The organism is Pseudomonas sp. IT-P395 (assembly GCF_949767675.1).
Classification (GTDB): Bacteria; Pseudomonadota; Gammaproteobacteria; order Pseudomonadales; family Pseudomonadaceae; genus Aquipseudomonas.
Genome location: NZ_CATKPW010000044.1, coordinates 346,708 through 365,354 on the forward strand (window position 1 = coordinate 346,708; position 18,647 = coordinate 365,354).

Here is an 18,647-nt window from a genome sequence, read left to right on the forward strand (position 1 = left end):
GCCAAATTCATTCTTTGCCTGGATGTCCAAAAGCCTTGATTCGTCTGCTGAAATTTTTCGGTTGGTCCATCGTCGCCGTTTTCTGCGGACTGCTTTTAGGTCTCAGCGGCGCGTTTCTTTACCTTAGTCCGGGTTTGCCGTCTGTGGAGGCTCTGCGAAGCATTCAGTTGCAGATTCCGTTGCGGGTCTACAGCAGCGACAACAAGTTGATCGCAGAATTTGGCGAAATGCGCCGTACACCGATCCGTTTCGCCGACATTCCCCCCAATTTCATTAATGCGTTACTAAGTGCTGAAGACGACAATTTCGCCAACCACTATGGCGTCGATCCGAGCAGCCTGATGCGCGCCGCGACCCAACTGGTCAAGAGCGGACACATTCAGTCCGGCGGCAGCACCATCACCATGCAGGTGGCGAAGAACTTCTTCCTGACCAGCGAACGCAGTTTTTCGCGCAAAACCACCGAAATCCTTCTGGCCCTGCAGATCGAGCGGCAGCTGACCAAGGATGAAATCCTTGAGCTGTACGTGAACAAGATCTATCTGGGCAACCGCGCCTATGGCATCGAAGCCGCGGCGCAGGTGTATTACGGCAAGTCGATCCGTGATGTCAGCCTGGCGCAGATGGCGATGATCGCCGGCCTGCCGAAAGCGCCTTCGCGCTTCAACCCGCTGGCCAACCCGGCACGCAGCAAAGAACGCCGCGACTGGATCCTCGGGCGCATGTACAAGCTCGGCAAGATCAGCGAAGCGGACTACACCGCCGCGATCAACGAGCCGCTGAACGCCAGCTATCACGTGCCAACCCCGGAAGTGAACGCGCCGTACATCGCCGAGATGGCCCGCGCCGAAATGGTCGGCCGCTATGGCAGCGACGCTTACACCGAAGGTTTCCGCGTCACCACCACGGTGCCGAGCAACCTGCAGGAAATGGCTAACACCGCGCTGCACGAAGGCCTGATGACCTACGACCAGCGTCACGGCTACCGTGGCCCCGAGTCGCGCCTGCCGGGCAAGACCCGTGAGGCCTGGGCCAGCGAACTGACCAAACAACGCACGATCAGCAGCCTCGAACCGGCCATCGTCACCCAGGTCGACAAGAACGGCCTGCAAGTGCTGACGCGCACCGGCGAAGAGCACGTCGCCTGGGACACCATGAAATGGGCACGACCGTTCCTCAACACCAACAGCATGGGCGCTAATCCGCGTCAGCCGTCGGATGTTGCACAGGTCGGCGATCTGGTTCGCGTGCAGCGCCAGAAAGACAATTCGCTGAAATTCAGCCAGATCCCGCAGGCACAAGGTGCACTGGTGTCGCTGGACCCGCAGAACGGTGCGATTCGCTCGCTGGTCGGCGGTTTCGCCTTCGAGCAGAGCAACTACAACCGCGCCATGCAGGCCAAGCGTCAGCCGGGCTCGAGCTTCAAGCCGTTCGTCTACAGCGCTGCGCTGGACAGCGGCTATACCGCTGCCACGCTGGTCAACGACGCGCCGATCGTGTTCGTCGACGAGTACCTGGACAAGGTCTGGCGTCCGAAGAACGACACCAACACCTTCCTCGGCCCGATCCGTTTGCGTGAGGCGCTGTACAAGTCGCGCAACCTCGTGTCGATCCGCCTGCTGCAGGCGATGGGCGTGGGCAAAACCATCGACTACATCACTCGTTTCGGCTTCAACAAGCAGGATCTGCCGCCAAACCTGTCGCTGGCGCTGGGCACTGCAACGCTGACGCCGATGGAGATTGCCACCGGTTGGAGTACGTTCGCCAACGGCGGCTACAAGATCACTCCGTACATCATCGACAAGATTGAAAGCCGCAACGGCGACACGCTGTTCGTCGCCAACCCGCCGACCGTGCTTCAGGGTGGTTCGGCGACGGACGGTATCGCAGCGCCGCACACCGATTCGTTTACGGTCAACGCCACACCGGTTGCGGGCGAAGTGCCGGGCAGCGCGGCCGTGCCGCAAGCACCGGCAGTGGCTGAGCGGATTGTCGATGGTCGCACCACGTACATCCTCAACAGCATGTTGCAGGACGTGATCAAGCTTGGCACCGGCCGTCGCGCACTGGCCATGGGCCGCAGCGATATCGCCGGGAAAACCGGTACCACCAACGAATCGAAAGACGCGTGGTTCTCCGGGTATAACGCCGACTACGTGACCACGGTGTGGACCGGCTTCGATCAGCCGGAAAGCCTCGGACGCCGTGAGTTCGGCGGTACTGTGGCGCTGCCGATCTGGATGAACTACATGTCGGCTGCGCTCAAGGACAAACCGCCGCATGTGCAGCCTGAGCCGGAAGGTTTGCTGAGCTTGCGTGTGGACCCGGTCAGTGGCCGTGCGGCGACGCCGAGCACACCCGGCGCGTACTTCGAGCTGTTCAAGTCTGAAGACACGCCACCGTCGGTGAATGAACTGGGCAATGGCGCCGTACCGGGCAGCCCGCTGCCAGCAGATGAGCAGGCGCCGATCGACTTGTTCTGATCTGCTGCTAATGAAAAGCCCCGCCTTCGGTTGAAGTGCGGGGCTTTTTATTGCCTGAGGATCAAGAGCCCCTCACCCTAGCCCTCTCCCGGAGGGAGAGGGGACTGATTGGGGGATGCTGGTGAGTGATGCCGACCTGAACGTGCTGTGCTGAATCCATAGGCGCTAATGCACTTTCAGGTCGGTGTATCTCGCGAATCTTCCACGGTCAGTCCCCTCTCCCTCAGGGAGAGGGGGCTCTTGATCTTCAGGCAATAAAAAACCCCGACTCTCACGAGCCGGGGCTTCTGTTTGAAGTGCTACAACGAATTAACCGTTGAACACGTCATCCACGCTTTTCAGCGGGTAGTTCTTCGGATACGGCAGGGTCGCCACACCGGTCTCGATCGCAGCTTTGGCCACAGCGTCGGAGATCAGGGTGATCAGGCGCTTGTCCATTGGCTTCGGAATGATGTACTCACGGCCGAATTCCAGCGGAGCACCGCCGTAGGCATCGCACACGTCCTGTGGAACCGGCAGCTTGGCCAGCTCACGCAGGGCGTTGGCCGCAGCCACTTTCATTTCTTCGTTGATGCGCTTGGCGCGAACGTCCAGGGCACCACGGAAGATGAACGGGAAGCCCAGTACGTTGTTGACCTGGTTCGGGTAGTCCGAACGGCCGGTGGCCATGATCACGTCGCTACGGGTGGCGTGCGCCAGCTCCGGGGAGATTTCCGGATCCGGGTTCGAGCAGGCGAACACGATCGGATTGGCCGCCATCGACAGCAGGCCTTCAGCGCTCAGCAGGTTCGGGCCGGACAGACCGACGAACACGTCAGCGCCTGCCAGTGCGTCAGCCAGAGTGCGCTTGTCGGTGGCGTGAGCGAACACGGCTTTGTACTGGTTCAGGTCGTCACGGCCGGAGTGGATCACGCCGGTACGGTCAACCATGAAGATGTTTTCGATGCGTGCGCCCATGCTCACCAGCAGTTTCATGCAGGAGATGGCGGCAGCACCGGCGCCCAGGCAGACGATTTTCGCGTCCGGCAGGGTTTTGCCAGCGATTTCCAGAGCGTTGATCATGCCCGCAGCGGTCACGATCGCGGTGCCGTGCTGGTCATCGTGGAATACCGGAATGTCGCACTGCTCGATCAGAGCACGTTCGATCTCAAAGCACTCTGGCGCCTTGATGTCTTCCAGGTTGATGCCACCGAAGGTGATGGAGATGCGTTTTACGGTGTCGATGAAGGCTTGCGGGCTTTCGGAGTCGACTTCGATGTCGAAAACGTCGATGCCGGCGAAGCGCTTGAACAGTACGCCTTTACCTTCCATCACTGGCTTGGAAGCCAATGGGCCGAGGTTGCCCAGGCCGAGAATCGCGGTGCCATCGGAAATGACTGCAACCAGGTTGCCCTTGCCGGTGTATTTGTAGGCCAGTTCAGGATCGCGAGCGATCTCACGCACTGGTTCAGCTACGCCGGGGCTGTAGGCCAGCGACAAGTCGCGAGCGGTAGCAGTGGCCTTGGTGAGCTCGACACTCAGCTTCCCTGGACGAGGATTGGCATGATATTCGAGAGCGGCAGTTTTCAGATCAGACATTTTGGCATTCCGCTTTTTACTGTTGGACAGACTGGTCAGCGAGGATACGCGCCTCGCAAAGTCCCCACAAGACTGAGCGGTCACCCCTGTCAAGCGCCCTGCCCTACGACTTTGGGCCAAGAGCCACGGCGCACAAGGGCTTGACTGTTCACAATCGACAGAAAAAATGTCTACAATTTTTCTTCAGTGCGCCGTTTGCAACATTGAAGGATCCGTCAGCGGAAGCAACCAACGTGACTGACCGGATTGCAGCCCAGCGCGCCGCGAACGATCGACGATCCAGCCGCGAGCCTCAATTTGCTTGCCTTTGAGTGCCAGCAAACGGGCATTGTCGAATTGTCCGACCAGATTGGGTGCAACGCGCAACACAAGCGCGTCCTGCAACTCGATCCAAATTCCACCGCGATTGCGCTGAACCTTGCTCACACGCCCACTGATCACGGCGAAACCCGAGCGTTGAATCTGCGCCGCTTTCAGTACAGGTGACTGCCGCCAGAGGCCCAGCCCGGCCTTTCGCGCACTGCGTTCGGCGGCTTGCTGACAGGCAACAAGATCGACATTCGGCGCAACGGCGACCTGATAACCGAGGCCATCGGCGAGCATTTGCGCTTCGAGATTGGCGCCGCTGGCACTGTAAATATGCGCGAGCGTACGCCCATAGTGGTCTTTGGCTTGCGTGCCGGGGAGCAAGCCGACACGTCCGCCGCTGGCATCGACCAGCGCTTGCAGGCGCTTGCGTGCCGCCACCGCGAAAGGTTCATCGCTGCGGCCCTGCTTGCCCAGCTCAGGCGTGTTGAGGCCGATCATCCGCACGCTGCGGCCGTCGCTCAAACGCAAGGTGTCGCCATCGACCACGCGCTGCACCGTAACGCTGGTCAATCCAGTCGGCGCCGGGCAATAGGCTTGCGCGCCGGACAGCCAAATCGCGGACACAAAAAAGGCGCCCGCGAGGGACGCCTTTTTCAGCAACGAGGAAAAGCCCACCGGGCCCTTCAACCTTACTCTGCAGCAGCAGGTTTCTTGCCGAAAGCACCGAAACGGTCTGCGAACTTCTGAACGCGACCACCGGTGTCCAGAGTCTTCTGCTTACCGGTGTAGAACGGGTGGCATTCGTTGCACACGTCGATTGGCAGAGCTTTGCCGAAAGTCGAACGGGTTTCGAACTTGTTGCCACAGCTGCAGGTAACAGCGATGACTGGGTAATTCGGGTGAATATCAGCTTTCATGGTGTCTTCCTCAGCTAGCGTGCCGCCACCCAACACTATTGTTGAATACCGCACGTAATTAGGCCGCGGATTCTACCAGACCTTTTCAAACACGCAAGCTGTCACCGAGACCGACCGTCTGCTAGGCTCCCGGCCCATTGCACTACCGCTGTGGGAGCGAGCCTGCTCGCGAAGACGATCTATCTGCCAGCATCTCGTCGCCTGACACACTGCTTTCGCGAGCAGGCTCGCTCCCACAGGTTATGTACGCAGTCCTTTTAATCACCTGTTGATCGAGATCCCCCCGCGTGCCCGATGCCATTCTGCGCCTCGCCCTGCCTTCGCCCTTGCGCCGCCTGTTCGATTACCGGGCGCCGGCCGGCGTGCTGCGCGAGCAATTGCAGCCGGGCATGCGCTTGCGGGTGCCGTTCGGTCGGCGCGAGATGATCGGGATTCTGGTCGAGGTCACCGACACCAGCGAAGTGCCGGTGGAGAAACTCAAACCGGCGCTGGCCCTGCTCGATGCCACCGCGCCGCTGCCACCGGCGCTGTTCAAGCTGTGCCTGTGGACATCACAGTATTATCAGCACAGCCTCGGCGACACCCTGAGCTGGGCACTGCCGGTACTGCTGCGCCAGGGTGAGCTGGCCGAGGCCCGGCAGGAGCGTTTCTGGTCGATCGTGCCCGGCGCCAGCCTTGATGATCCGCGCATCGCCCGCGCACCGCGCCAGCGTGAAGCACTGGCGACGCTGGCCCAGCACCCCCACGGCGTCGCCCATCAGTTGCTGAGCAAACTGATGCTGAGCAAGGACAGCCTTGATCTGCTGCTGGCGAAAAACCTGGTGCAAGTGGAAATTCGCCGCCATGCACCCGGCGTGCGCCATGAGCATTGGCTGGCGCAACCGGAATTGCCGCTGAACACCGAGCAGCGCGCCGCCTATGAAGCAATTCGCGCCGGTTTCGACAGTTATCACGCCTTTCTGCTGGCCGGGGTCACCGGCAGCGGCAAGACCGAAGTCTATTTGCAACTGATCCGTGAAACCCTCGAAGCCGGCAAACAGGCGCTGGTGCTGATCCCGGAGATCAACCTCGGCCCGCAGACCCTGGCGCGCTTCGAGCAGCGTTTCAATGCGCGCATCGCCCTGCTGCACTCGGCAGTCAATGACCGCGAGCGCCTCGAAGCCTGGCTCGCAGCGCGCGATGGCGAGGCCGACATTATTATCGGCACGCGTTCGGCGCTGTTCACGCCGATGAAAAACCCCGGGCTGATCATCATCGACGAAGAGCACGACGGCTCTTATAAACAGCAGGAAGGTTTGCGTTACCACGCCCGCGATCTGGCGCTGGTGCGCGCACGGCAGGAAAACATCCCGATCGTGCTCGGTTCCGCCACGCCATCGCTGGAAAGTCTGCACAACGCCTACACCGGCCGTTACGGCCTCCTACGCCTGAATGAACGTGCCGGCGGCGCCAAGCAGCCGCGTTTCCTCCGTCTGGATGTAAAAAGCCGTCCACTGGACAGCGGTATTTCCGGGCCGATGCAGCAAGCCATCGGCCAGACGCTCGCCAACGGCCAACAAGTACTGGTGTTCCTCAACCGTCGCGGTTTCGCGCCGACGCTGCTCTGCCACGACTGCGGCTGGATGTCCGAGTGTTCGCGCTGCGATGCGCGGATGACCGTGCACCAACGCTACGGCGAACTGCGCTGCCACCACTGTGGCTACGTCGAACGCACCCCGCGCCAGTGCCCGAAGTGCAACAAGGTCGATCTGCGCCCGGTCGGCGCCGGCACCGAGCGTGCCGAGGAACGTCTGGCGATTCTGTTTCCCGATTACCCGGTACTGCGCGTCGACCGTGACAGCACGTCGCGCAAGGACGCGATGAATCAACTGTTCGCAACCATTCAGAAGGGTCAGCCGTGCATTCTGGTCGGTACGCAGATGTTGGCCAAAGGGCACCATTTTCCACGGGTGACGCTGGTGTCGATTCTGGATGCTGACGGCGGCCTGTTCTCCGGCGACTTCCGCGCCAGCGAACGGATGGCGCAGTTGATCGTGCAAGTCGCCGGCCGTGCCGGGCGAGCCGAAGAGCCGGGCAAGGTGATCATCCAGACCCACCTCGCCGACCATCCTTTATTAGTACAACTTACCGAACAGGGTTATTTCGCCTTCGCCGAACAGGCTCTGAGCGAGCGTCGCGCCGCCGGCCTGCCGCCGTTTGCGCATCTGGCGTTGTTGCGTGCCGAAGCGCACAAGCCGGGGCAGGCGGAGGGCTTTCTCGATGAGGCGTGCAGCGAGGCCGAGCGTTTGCTGGCTGAGCAAAATTTGACCGGCATCGAACTGCTCGGGCCGGTGCCGGCGCCGATGGAACGCCGCGCCGGACGTTATCGCGCGCAGTTGTTGTTGCAGGCGACAGCGCGGGCACCGTTGCATCGGTTGCTGGCCAGTTGGCTACTGGCGCTGGAGCAGATGCCGAGCGGGCGCGCGGTGCGCTGGTCGCTGGATGTCGACCCCGTCGATTTGTATTGAAGATCAAAAGATCGCAGCCTGCGCAGCTCCTACAGGAAAATGCCTATCGCCGTGTAGGAGCTGCCGCAGGCTGCGTTCTTTTGATCTGAATGTCACCACATATCCATAAGCTGCCTGCTAAGGTTGGCAAGCCCGTCTTCGCAACGGATAATGCCCAGTTTTTCCACCCGCGCATCGATGCGCCCGCCGCGCTTGCGGTCGAAAGAGAAGACCATGAAAGACACCATTCGCCAGCTGATCCAACAAGCCCTCACCCAACTCGTCAACGAAGGTGTGTTGCCTGAAGGCCTGTCGCCGGCGATCCAGGTGGAGAACGCCCGCGACAAGACCCACGGCGACTTCGCCAGCAACATCGCCATGATGCTGGCCAAGCCTGCGGGCATGAAGCCGCGCGATCTGGCGGAAAAAATCATCGCCGCACTGCCGGCTGACGAGAACGTCACCAAGGCCGAAATCGCCGGCCCGGGCTTCATCAATTTCTTCCAGAACACTCAGGCGCTGGCCTCGCGTCTCGACGCTGCCTTGGCTGATGCCCATGTTGGCGTGCGCAAGGCTGGCCCGGCGCAGCGCACTGTAGTCGACCTGTCGGCACCGAACCTGGCCAAAGAGATGCACGTCGGCCATTTGCGTTCGACCATCATTGGCGACGGCGTGGCCCGCGTCCTCGAATTCCTCGGCGACGAAGTGATCCGTCAGAACCACGTTGGTGACTGGGGCACCCAGTTCGGCATGCTGATGGCGTATCTGCAGGAAAACCCGATCACCAGCGACGAGCTGTCTGACCTGGAAAACTTCTACCGCGCGGCCAAGCAGCGTTTCGACGAATCCGCAGAATTCGCCGACCGCGCCCGTGGTCTGGTGGTCAAGTTGCAGGCCGGCGACGCCGAGTGCCTGGCCCTGTGGACCAAGTTCAAGGACATCTCGCTGTCGCACTGCCAGAAGATCTACGAACTGCTCAACGTCAAACTGACCATGGCCGACGTGATGGGCGAAAGTGCCTATAACGACGACCTGATCAACGTGGTCAACGACCTGAAAGCCGCTGGCATGCTGGTCGAGAGCAACGGCGCCCAGTGCGTGTTCCTCGACGAGTTCAAGAACGCCGACGGCGACCCGCTGCCGGTGATCATCGTCAAGGCTGACGGCGGCTACCTCTATGCCACCACTGACCTGGCAGCCGTGCGCTACCGCAGCGGCAAGCTGAAAGCCGATCGTGCGCTGTACTTCGTCGACCAGCGTCAGGCCCTGCACTTCCAGCAAGTGTTCGCCGTGGCGCGCAAGGCCGGTTTCGTCACCCATCCGATGGAGATGGAACACATGGGCTTCGGCACCATGAATGGCGCCGATGGCCGTCCGTTCAAGACCCGTGACGGCGGCACCGTGAAGCTGATCGACCTGCTGACCGAAGCACAGGAACGTGCCTACAGCCTGGTGAAAGAGAAGAACCCTACGCTTGCCGAAGACGAACTGCGCAACATCGCCAAAGTCGTCGGCATCGGCGCGGTGAAGTACGCCGACCTGTCGAAGCACCGCACCAGCGACTACAGCTTCAACTTCGACCTGATGCTCAACTTCGAAGGCAACACCGCGCCGTATCTGCTCTATGCCTACACCCGCGTCGCCGGCGTGTTCCGCAAACTGGGCAAGGACTTCAGCGAAGTCGATGGCCAGATCGTGCTGGAAGCCGCACATGAGCAAGAGCTGGCGGCGAAACTGGCGCAGTTCGGCGAAGTGCTGAACAACGTGTCCGAGAAAGGCACGCCGCACATTCTCTGCACTTACCTATACGACGTTGCCGGTCTGTTCTCCAGCTTCTACGAGAACTGCCCGATCCTCGCCGCCGAAACCCCGGCCCAGATGCAGAGCCGTCTGCGCCTGGCCGCGCTGACCGGTCGCACCCTCAAGCAAGGCCTGGAGCTGCTGGGTCTGGAAACTCTGGAGCGTATGTAAGTTGGCTGCCAAGAAAAAACCTGCACCCAAGCGTGGCGCCAGCCGTTACCAAGCTCCTGCGAAGCAACCGATTCCGGGCTGGCTGTGGATGGCCATCGGCCTCACGGTCGGCGCGTTCATCGTGTTCCTGATGAAGCTCGAGCCGGGCAAGGGTAGCGACACGGTCAAGCGTGAGAAGGTCGAACAGGCGCAACAGCAGAAAGCGTCGAAGATCGCCGAGGCCAACAAGACTCCGCCGAGTCCGACTCAGCCAGTGAAGCCGAAGTACGACTTCTACACCCTGTTGCCGGAATCGGAAGTGATCGTGCCGCCGGACGCGGTGCCGGAGAAGACTCTACCGACGCCACAAGTGCCGGCCATCCCGACCACGCCAGTGACCCCGGCGGAAGCGGCGAAGATCGACACCGCGCGCGCGCAGGCAGCACTGGCCGGGATTACCCCGCCGCCAGCGCCACCAGTGAGCAAAGCGGCGCCGGTGACCAAGTTCTTCCTGCAGGCCGGTTCGTTCCGCAAGGAAACCGATGCCGACAAGGTGCGTGCGCAGATTATTCTGCTCGGTCAGGCGGTGGCGGTTGAGTCCGGCACGGTGAAGGATGAAACCTGGTATCGCGTTTTGGTTGGTCCGTTCAGCAACCGCGAACAACTGACCACGGCACAGAAACAACTGGCCGGCGCCGGCTTCAGCAACCTGTTGTTACAACAACGCCAAAGCCGCTGACCCTCGGCCGATCATTCCCACGCTCTGCGTGGGAATGCCTCAAGGGACGCTCCGCGTCCCAGCGGTGAAGGGACGCAGAGCGTCCCGGGCTGCTTTCCCACGCAGAGCGTGGGAACGATCAAATACAAGACACCGCTCGTCCCCTCTCCTGCGCTACGGTTGAAATCCTCTCCAGCACCCCCATATGAATGGGCATAAGGCACTTTCGCCCCGCTGTGTGGAGACTCTTCCCTTGACCACCATCGTTTCAGTCCGCCGTCACGGCAAAGTCGTCATGGGCGGCGACGGCCAGGTTTCTCTCGGCAATACCGTGATGAAAGGCAACGCGAAAAAAGTCCGTCGCCTGTACCACGGCCAGGTCATCGCCGGTTTTGCCGGTGCCACCGCTGACGCCTTTACCCTCTTCGAACGTTTCGAAGGCCAGCTCGAGAAACATCAGGGCCACCTGGTACGCGCCGCTGTCGAACTCGCCAAAGAATGGCGCACCGACCGCTCCCTGAGCCGCCTCGAAGCCATGCTCGCGGTTGCCAACAAAGACGCTTCGCTGATCATCACCGGCAACGGTGACGTGGTTGAACCCGAAGATGGCCTGATCGCCATGGGTTCCGGCGGCGCCTACGCGCAAGCCGCCGCCAGCGCGCTGCTGAAAAAGACCGACCTGTCGGCCCGTGAAATCGTCGAAACCGCCCTCGGCATCGCCGGCGACATCTGTGTATTCACCAACCACACTCAGACCATTGAGGAGCAGGATCTCGCTGAATAAGCCTGACGCGGCCCTGTGCCACGGCTTGTTTCTGCTTGAGGACCGTCAATTATTATGTCCATGACTCCCCGCGAAATCGTCCACGAACTCAACCGCCACATCATCGGCCAGGACGATGCCAAGCGCGCCGTCGCGATTGCCCTGCGCAACCGCTGGCGCCGCATGCAGCTGCCTGAAGAGCTGCGTGTTGAAGTGACCCCGAAGAACATCCTGATGATCGGCCCGACCGGTGTCGGTAAAACCGAAATCGCCCGTCGTCTGGCGAAACTGGCCAACGCGCCGTTCATCAAGGTCGAAGCGACCAAGTTCACCGAAGTCGGCTACGTTGGCCGTGACGTCGAATCGATCATCCGTGATCTGGCCGACGCCGCGATCAAGATGCTCCGCGAGCAGGAAATGACCCGCGTGCGCCATCGCGCCGAAGACGCTGCCGAGGATCGTATCCTCGACGCACTGCTGCCGCCGGCACGCATGGGCTTCAGCAATGAAGAAACCCCAAGCAGCGATTCCAACACCCGTCAGCTGTTCCGCAAGCGTCTGCGCGAAGGTCAGTTGGATGACAAGGAAATCGAAATTGAAGTCGCCGAAGTGGCCGGCATCGAGATCGCCACGCCGCCAGGCATGGAAGAGATGACCAACCAGTTGCAGTCCTTGTTTGCCAACATGGGCAAGGGCAAAAAGAAAGCGCGCAAGCTCAAGGTCAAAGAAGCGCTGAAGCTGGTGCGCGACGAAGAAGCCGGGCGTCTGGTCAATGAAGAAGAGCTGAAAGCCAAAGCGCTGGAAGCGGTTGAACAGCACGGCATCGTGTTCATCGACGAGATCGACAAAGTCGCCAAGCGTGGCAACGTTGGCGGCGCCGATGTGTCCCGTGAAGGCGTGCAGCGCGACCTGCTGCCGCTGATCGAAGGCTGCACCGTCAACACCAAACTGGGCATGGTCAAAACCGACCACATCCTGTTCATCGCCTCTGGTGCTTTCCACTTGAGCAAGCCGAGCGATCTGGTGCCTGAGCTGCAAGGTCGTCTGCCGATCCGCGTCGAACTCAAGGCCCTGAGCCCGTCGGACTTCGAACGTATCCTCAGCGAACCGCATGCCTCGCTCACCGAGCAATATTGCGCACTGCTGAAAACCGAAGGCCTGAACATTCAGTTCGAGCCCGAAGGCATCAAGCGTCTGGCGGAGATCGCCTGGCAGGTCAACGAGAAGACCGAGAACATCGGTGCCCGTCGTCTGCACACACTGCTTGAGCGTCTGCTTGAAGAGGTGTCGTTCAGCGCCGGCGATCTGGCCAGCACGCACGATGAGAAGCCGATTCTGATCGACGCCGAATACGTCAACAGCCACCTCGGCGAATTGGCGCAGAACGAAGACCTGTCCCGTTATATCCTGTAGGTCACCGTCCCTGTAGGAGCTGCCGCAGGCTGCGATCTTTTGATCTTTGATTTTTAAAAGACAAGATCAAAAGATCGCAGCCTGCGGCAGCTCCTACAGGGTGTTCCTCTAGTCGGATGACCTGCAATGACTACTATCCCTACCGACATCAAACTGCACAAAGCCTCGAAAACCCTGACGCTCACCTACGCGTCCGGCGAGGAATACACCCTGCCCGCCGAATTCCTGCGCGTGCATTCCCCCTCCGCCGAGGTCCAGGGCCACGGCAAACCGATCCTGCAATTCGGCAAGCTCAACGTCGGCCTGAGCAAACTGGAACCGGCCGGTCACTACGCACTGAAACTGACCTTCGACGACGGTCACGACAGCGGCCTGTTCACCTGGGATTATCTCTACGAGCTGGGGCGACGTTATGACGCACTCTGGGCCGATTATCTGGCCGAGCTCAAAGCGGCGGGCAAGACCCGCGATCCGAACGAGTCAGTCGTCAAGCTGATGCTCTAGCTCGTGCCTTGCGCTCATTAGAGGGCATTTTCTAAATTCATCTGTTTGAATGCTCTGCTGTGTGGCCGAGGATCGGCCCGCTTGCGAAAAAAATTAAACTCGGGTAACCAATGGAGCTGGCAAGTTCCCTGCAGTGCTCTACGACTGTAAAGCAGCTATGCAGAATTAACGGTCACCCGAGCAGTAGTACCTGGCATTGGCTGTGGAACTGCACAGCAGAAAACCGGGTACTCGTCTCAGGACAATGGAGCGTCGTAGATGAGTAACAAGAATAACGATGACCTGAAGTACCAAGCCTCGGAAAACACCCTGGGGCTTAATCCCGTCGTTGGGCTACGCGGAAAGGATCTGCTGGCCTCTGCTCGTATGGTGCTGAAACAGGCCATCAGACAACCGATCCATAGCGTCAGGCACGTTACCCATTTCGGCCTCGAACTGAAGAACGTGCTGTTTGGTAAATCCGAACTGCAACCGGCTGGCGATGACCGTCGCTTCGCCGATCCTGCGTGGAGCCAGAACCCGCTCTACAAACGTTATCTGCAAACTTACCTGGCGTGGCGCAAGGAACTCCATGCCTGGATCGATGACAGCAGCCTGTCACCCAAAGACATCGCCCGCGGCCACTTCGTCATCAACCTGATGACCGAAGCCATGGCCCCGACCAACACCGCGGCCAACCCAGCCGCCGTCAAACGCTTCTTCGAAACCGGTGGCAAGAGTCTGCTCGATGGCCTCTCGCATCTGGCCAAGGATCTGGTCCACAACGGCGGCATGCCGAGCCAGGTCAACATGGGCGCGTTCGAGGTCGGCAAGAGCCTCGGCGTCACCGAAGGCGCGGTGGTGTTTCGCAACGACGTGCTGGAGCTGATCCAGTACAAGCCGATCACCGAGCAGGTCCACGAGCGTCCACTGCTGGTGGTGCCGCCACAGATCAACAAGTTCTACGTATTCGATTTGAGCCCGGACAAGAGTCTGGCGCGCTTCTGCCTGCGCAATAACGTGCAGACGTTTATCGTCAGCTGGCGCAACCCGACCAAGGCGCAGCGCGAGTGGGGCCTCTCGACGTATATCGATGCGCTGAAAGAAGCGGTCGACGTGGTCACCGCGATCACCGGCAGCAAAGACGTAAACATGCTCGGCGCCTGCTCCGGCGGCATCACCTGCACCGCCCTGCTCGGCCACTACGCGGCGATCGGCGAGAAGAAGGTCAATGCCCTCACGCTGCTGGTCAGCGTGCTCGACACGACGCTGGACAGCGACGTCGCCCTGTTCGTCGACGAGCAGACCCTGGAGACCGCCAAGCGCCACTCGTACCAGGCCGGCGTGCTCGAAGGCAAAGACATGGCCAAGGTCTTCGCGTGGATGCGTCCCAACGACCTGATCTGGAACTACTGGGTCAACAACTACCTGCTCGGCAACGAGCCGCCGGTGTTCGACATCCTGTTCTGGAACAACGACACCACACGGTTGCCCGCCGCATTCCATGGCGACCTGATCGAGATGTTCAAAAACAATCCACTGATTCGCCCGAATGCACTGGAAGTGTGCGGCACGCCGATTGACCTCAAGCAGGTCACCGCTGACATCTTCTCGCTGGCCGGCACCAACGACCACATCACACCGTGGAAGTCCTGCTACAAGTCGGCGCAGTTGTTTGGTGGCAAGGTCGAGTTCGTGTTGTCGAGCAGCGGGCATATCCAGAGCATTCTGAACCCGCCAGGCAACCCGAAATCGCGTTACATGACTGGCGAAGAAATGGCGGCCAATGCCGATGAGTGGCAAGAAAACTCGACCAAGCACACCGATTCCTGGTGGCTGTACTGGCAGGCGTGGCAGGCCGAGCGCTCGGGCAACCTGAAAAAGGCCCCGCTGAAACTGGGCAACAAGGCGTATCCGGCGGGTGAAGCATCGCCGGGCACTTACGTTCACGAGCGGTAACTGACACCACCACACCCCGTGTAGGAGCAGCCTTCGGCAGCTCCTACACGGGGTGTGGTGAATTTAAATCCACAGGGCCTGACGCATGCCGCAACCGTTCATATTCCGTACCGTCGATCTGGATGGCCAGACCCTCCGCACGGCGGTACGCCCCGGCAAGCCTCACTTGACGCCCTTGCTGATTTTCAACGGCATCGGCGCCAACCTGGAGCTGGTTTTTCCGTTTGTCGCGGCGCTGGACCCGGATCTGGAAGTGATCGCCTTCGACGTGCCCGGTGTCGGCGGTTCCTCGACGCCGAACCGACCGTATCGCTTTCCCGGGCTGGCCAAGCTGACGGCGCGGATGCTCGATTACCTCGACTACGGTCAGGTCAACGTCATCGGCGTGTCGTGGGGCGGTGCGCTCGCGCAGCAGTTCGCTTACGACTACCCCGAGCGTTGCAAGAAACTGGTGCTGGCGGCGACCGCGGCCGGTGCGGTGATGGTGCCGGGCAAACCGAAAGTGCTGTGGATGATGGCCAGTCCGCGGCGCTACATTCAGCCTTCCCATGTGATCCGCATCGCCCCGCTGATCTACGGCGGCTCGTTCCGTCGAGACCCGACGCTGGCGGCCAGCCACGCCGCGAAAGTGCGTTCGGCGGGCAAGCTCGGTTATTACTGGCAACTGTTCGCAGGCCTCGGCTGGACCAGCATTCACTGGCTGCACAAGATCCACCAGCCGACGCTGGTGCTGGCCGGCGATGACGATCCGCTGATCCCGCTGATCAACATGCGCATGCTCGCCTGGCGCATTCCCAACGCCCAACTGCACATCATCGACGACGGTCATCTGTTCCTGATTACCCGTGCTGAAGCGGTGGCGCCGATCATCATGAAATTCCTCCAGGAGGAACGTCAGCGCGCGGTGATGCACCCGCATCCGACACCGCTGGGCGGTTAACCCCGGCGGCAGGCTTTATGCAGGCCTTTGGCAAAGAGTGCGCGGCAGGACGCCGCGCAGGCAGCAACCCGCAACAGCGTCTATGGTGTTCTGGTTCGGTGAGTTTGTTTTTGGCCTGAAGACGAAGGAGTGTTGAGTCATGCGCGACAAACCAGCGACGGGCGGAGTGCCCAGCCCCGCCGTGTTCATCAACGCACAAAGTGCGATCACCGGCCTGCGTGGCCGGGACCTGATCTCGACCTTGCGCAGCGTCGCCGCCCATGGCCTGCGCAATCCGATTCACAGTGCGAAGCACGCGTTGAAACTCGGCGGTCAATTGGGCCGCGTGCTGCTCGGCGAAACCCTGCACCCGACCAATCCGAACGACAGCCGCTTCGCCGATCCGGCGTGGAGCCTCAACCCGTTTTACCGGCGCAGCCTGCAGGCCTATCTGGCCTGGCAAAAACAGGTCAAAAGCTGGATCGATGAAAGTAACATGAGCCCGGACGATCGCGCTCGTGCACACTTCGCCTTCACCCTGCTCAACGACGCCGTGGCGCCGTCGAACACCTTGCTCAATCCGCTGGCGGTCAAGGAGCTGTTCAACTCCGGCGGGCACAGTCTGGTGCGCGGCCTCAGTCACCTGTTCGATGACTTACTGCACAACGACGGCCTGCCACGTCAGGTGACCAAACAAGCCTTTGAGGTCGGCAAGACCGTCGCCACCACCACCGGCTCGGTGGTGTTTCGCAACGAAATGCTGGAGCTGATCCAGTACAAACCGATGAGCGAAAAGCAGTACGCCAAGCCGCTGCTGGTGGTGCCGCCGCAAATCAACAAGTACTACATTTTCGACCTGAGCCCACACAACAGCTTCGTCCAGTACGCACTGAAGAATGGCCTGCAAACGTTCATGATCAGTTGGCGCAATCCGGATGTACGTCATCGCGAATGGGGCCTGTCGACCTACGTCGAAGCGGTGGAAGAAGCGATGAACATCTGTCGGGCGATCACCGGCGCCCGCGAGGTCAACCTGATGGGCGCCTGCGCCGGCGGGCTGACCATCGCCGCCCTGCAAGGCCATTTGCAGGCCAAGCGGCAACTGCGACGGGTCTCCAGCGCGACCTATCTGGTCAGTTTGCTCGACAGTGAAATCGAAACCTCAGCCACGCTGTTTGCCGATGAACAAACCCTCGAAGCCGCCAAGCGCCGCTCCTACCAGAAAGGCGTACTCGACGGTCGCGACATGGCCAAGGTCTTCGCCTGGATGCGCCCCAACGATTTGATCTGGAGCTACTTCGTCAACAACTACCTGTTGGGCAAAGAACCGCCGGCCTTCGACATCCTCTACTGGAACAACGACAACACGCGCTTGCCCGCCGCATTTCACGGTGACCTGCTGGACTTCTTCAAGCACAACCCGTTGACCCATCCGGGCGGTCTCGAGGTGTGCGGCACACCGATCGATTTGCAGAAAGTCACCGTCGACAGCTTCAGCGTAGCTGGCATGAACGACCACATCACCCCGTGGGACGCGGTGTATCGCTCGACCCTGTTGCTCGGCGGCGAGCGACGTTTCGTGCTGTCCAACAGCGGTCATGTGCAGAGCATCCTCAACCCGCCGAGCAACCCGAAAGCCGCCTATGTCGAGAACGCCAAGATGAGCAGCGACCCGCGCGCCTGGTACTACGACGGCAAGCACGTCGACGGCAGTTGGTGGCCGCAGTGGCTGGAATGGATTCAACAGCGCTCCGGGGCGCAGCACGAAACCTCGTTCACCCTTGGCAACCCGAACTATCCACCGATGGAGGCAGCGCCCGGTACTTACGTGCGTGTGCGCTGACGCTTAACCGAACTTTTCTAAGAAGACTGGATGAAAACCCGCGACCGGATTCTCGAATGTGCTTTGCAACTGTTCAACGAAAAGGGCGAGCCGAATGTCTCCACCATGGAGGTGGCCAATGAAATGGGGATCAGCCCGGGCAACCTCTACTACCACTTCCACGGCAAGGAACCGCTGATTCTCGGGTTGTTCGAACGCTTCCAGAATGAACTGGCGCCACTGCTCGATCCACCGGCGGATGTGGAGCTGGCGCCGGAGGATTACTGGCTGTTTTTGCATTTGATTGTCGAGCGGCTGGCGCAATATCGGTTTTTGTTTCAGGACCTGTCGAACTTGGCCGGACGCTTGCCGAAGCTGGCCAAGGGCATTCGTCATCTGCTCAATGCGTTGAAGCGCACGCTGGCGTCGTTGTTGGCGCGATTGAAGGCGGCGGGGCAACTGGTCAGTGATACGCAGGCGTTGGGGCAACTGGTGGAGCAGATCACCATGACGTTGCTGTTCTCGCTGGATTATCAGCGGATTCTGGATCGTGAGGGGGAAGTGAGGCTGGTGGTTTATCAGATCATGATGCTGGTGGCGCCGCATTTGCTGCCGCCGGTTAAGGTCGCCACGGAGCGGATGGCTCTTCAGTATCTTGAAGACCATGACTAAATCAAAAGCCCCTCACCCTAGCCCTCCCGAAACGTCGGACCGCCCGTAGGGAGAGGGGACTGACCTTATCGTCTTACGCTATACGGCGACCTGAAAAATCGAGTCGATTATGGATTCAATACGACACTTTCAGGTCAGTGTAAGACTGAAGCATCCGCGTATCGGTCCCCTCTCC

General features: G+C 60.5%; 15 protein-coding genes. 11 read left to right on the forward strand and 4 right to left on the reverse strand.

The genetic code is table 11. The annotated features are described in order from the left end of the window. The first annotated feature begins 38 nt into the window (after positions 1-38). Positions 39-2,483 carry a penicillin-binding protein 1A gene (locus ACM6IN_RS21955; protein WP_414916704.1) on the forward strand — a complete coding sequence of 815 codons (2,445 nt, stop codon included), beginning with the start codon at positions 39-41 and terminating at the stop codon, positions 2,481-2,483. A gap of 309 nt (positions 2,484-2,792) precedes the next feature. Here the strand turns inward: ACM6IN_RS21955 and ACM6IN_RS21960 are convergent, their stop codons facing one another. The 3 genes from ACM6IN_RS21960 to rpmE form a co-directional block, all read right to left on the reverse strand. Next, complete coding sequence (locus ACM6IN_RS21960) at positions 2,793-4,061, reverse strand: malic enzyme-like NAD(P)-binding protein (protein ID WP_007909407.1); 1,269 nt, start codon at positions 4,059-4,061, stop codon at positions 2,793-2,795. A 183-nt stretch (positions 4,062-4,244) separates the two neighbouring features. Further along, positions 4,245-5,045, reverse strand: a complete 801-nt coding sequence (locus tag ACM6IN_RS21965; RefSeq protein ID WP_414916699.1) for a thermonuclease family protein — start codon at positions 5,043-5,045, stop codon at positions 4,245-4,247. A 14-nt stretch (positions 5,046-5,059) separates the two neighbouring features. After that, positions 5,060-5,287, reverse strand: coding sequence for a 50S ribosomal protein L31 (gene rpmE / locus ACM6IN_RS21970; protein ID WP_007909403.1), 228 nt, complete (start codon positions 5,285-5,287; stop codon positions 5,060-5,062). A gap of 287 nt (positions 5,288-5,574) precedes the next feature. Between rpmE and ACM6IN_RS21975 the strand changes: the two genes are divergently transcribed. Next, complete coding sequence (locus tag ACM6IN_RS21975) at positions 5,575-7,794, forward strand: primosomal protein N' (protein WP_007909401.1); 2,220 nt, start codon at positions 5,575-5,577, stop codon at positions 7,792-7,794. Positions 7,795-7,886: 92 nt separating this feature from the next. Here the strand turns inward: ACM6IN_RS21975 and ACM6IN_RS21980 are convergent, their stop codons facing one another. Beyond that, on the reverse strand, positions 7,887-8,009 hold the full coding sequence (locus ACM6IN_RS21980) for a hypothetical protein (protein ID WP_256579857.1): 123 nt from the start codon (positions 8,007-8,009) through the stop codon (positions 7,887-7,889). Here ACM6IN_RS21980 and argS point away from each other — a divergent pair. The 9 genes from argS to ACM6IN_RS22025 all read left to right on the forward strand — a co-directional run bounded on the left by argS (position 8,008) and on the right by ACM6IN_RS22025 (position 18,472). Further along, on the forward strand, positions 8,008-9,744 hold the full coding sequence (gene argS, locus ACM6IN_RS21985; protein WP_007949586.1) for an arginine--tRNA ligase: 1,737 nt from the start codon (positions 8,008-8,010) through the stop codon (positions 9,742-9,744). The genes ACM6IN_RS21980 and argS overlap by 2 nt on opposite strands. 1 nt (position 9,745) lies before the next feature. Continuing rightward, a complete protein-coding gene (locus ACM6IN_RS21990) occupies positions 9,746-10,462 on the forward strand; it encodes an SPOR domain-containing protein (RefSeq protein ID WP_007909385.1) in 717 nt (238 codons plus the stop codon). 232 nt (positions 10,463-10,694) lie between these two features. Then, positions 10,695-11,225 carry an ATP-dependent protease subunit HslV gene (gene hslV / locus ACM6IN_RS21995; protein WP_003186641.1) on the forward strand — a complete coding sequence of 177 codons (531 nt, stop codon included), beginning with the start codon at positions 10,695-10,697 and terminating at the stop codon, positions 11,223-11,225. Between the two features lie 54 nt (positions 11,226-11,279). Then, positions 11,280-12,617 (forward strand): ATP-dependent protease ATPase subunit HslU, encoded by a 1,338-nt coding sequence (hslU, locus tag ACM6IN_RS22000; protein WP_007909384.1) that lies wholly within the window; start codon positions 11,280-11,282, stop codon positions 12,615-12,617. Positions 12,618-12,743: 126 nt separating this feature from the next. After that, entirely contained in the window at positions 12,744-13,121 is a 378-nt protein-coding gene (locus tag ACM6IN_RS22005; protein ID WP_007909382.1) for a gamma-butyrobetaine hydroxylase-like domain-containing protein, read from the forward strand. Between the two features lie 258 nt (positions 13,122-13,379). Then, positions 13,380-15,059: a class II poly(R)-hydroxyalkanoic acid synthase gene (phaC, locus tag ACM6IN_RS22010; protein ID WP_007909380.1), complete on the forward strand. Its 1,680-nt coding sequence runs from the start codon at positions 13,380-13,382 to the stop codon at positions 15,057-15,059. 85 nt (positions 15,060-15,144) lie between these two features. Beyond that, positions 15,145-15,999, forward strand: a complete 855-nt coding sequence (gene phaZ, locus ACM6IN_RS22015) for a poly(3-hydroxyalkanoate) depolymerase (protein ID WP_007909378.1) — start codon at positions 15,145-15,147, stop codon at positions 15,997-15,999. A gap of 139 nt (positions 16,000-16,138) precedes the next feature. Next, positions 16,139-17,821: a class II poly(R)-hydroxyalkanoic acid synthase gene (gene phaC / locus ACM6IN_RS22020; protein WP_123375585.1), complete on the forward strand. Its 1,683-nt coding sequence runs from the start codon at positions 16,139-16,141 to the stop codon at positions 17,819-17,821. A gap of 30 nt (positions 17,822-17,851) precedes the next feature. Then, positions 17,852-18,472, forward strand: coding sequence for a TetR/AcrR family transcriptional regulator (locus ACM6IN_RS22025; RefSeq protein WP_007909369.1), 621 nt, complete (start codon positions 17,852-17,854; stop codon positions 18,470-18,472). The last annotated feature ends 175 nt before the right edge of the window (positions 18,473-18,647 follow it).

What these genes read in the sequence shown, in the direction of transcription:
- ACM6IN_RS21960 (WP_007909407.1), bottom strand. Translation starts at nt 4,061, where the DNA reads ATGTCTGATCTGAAAACTGCCGCTCTCGAATATCATGCCAATCCTCGT.
- rpmE (WP_007909403.1), bottom strand. Translation starts at nt 5,287, where the DNA reads ATGAAAGCTGATATTCACCCGAATTACCCAGTCATCGCTGTTACCTGC.
- argS (WP_007949586.1), top strand. Translation starts at nt 8,008, where the DNA reads ATGAAAGACACCATTCGCCAGCTGATCCAACAAGCCCTCACCCAACTC.
- ACM6IN_RS21980 (WP_256579857.1), bottom strand. Translation starts at nt 8,009, where the DNA reads ATGGTCTTCTCTTTCGACCGCAAGCGCGGCGGGCGCATCGATGCGCGG.
- hslU (WP_007909384.1), top strand. Translation starts at nt 11,280, where the DNA reads ATGTCCATGACTCCCCGCGAAATCGTCCACGAACTCAACCGCCACATC.
- ACM6IN_RS22005 (WP_007909382.1), top strand. Translation starts at nt 12,744, where the DNA reads ATGACTACTATCCCTACCGACATCAAACTGCACAAAGCCTCGAAAACC.
- phaC (WP_007909380.1), top strand. Translation starts at nt 13,380, where the DNA reads ATGAGTAACAAGAATAACGATGACCTGAAGTACCAAGCCTCGGAAAAC.
- phaZ (WP_007909378.1), top strand. Translation starts at nt 15,145, where the DNA reads ATGCCGCAACCGTTCATATTCCGTACCGTCGATCTGGATGGCCAGACC.
- phaC (WP_123375585.1), top strand. Translation starts at nt 16,139, where the DNA reads ATGCGCGACAAACCAGCGACGGGCGGAGTGCCCAGCCCCGCCGTGTTC.
- ACM6IN_RS22025 (WP_007909369.1), top strand. Translation starts at nt 17,852, where the DNA reads ATGAAAACCCGCGACCGGATTCTCGAATGTGCTTTGCAACTGTTCAAC.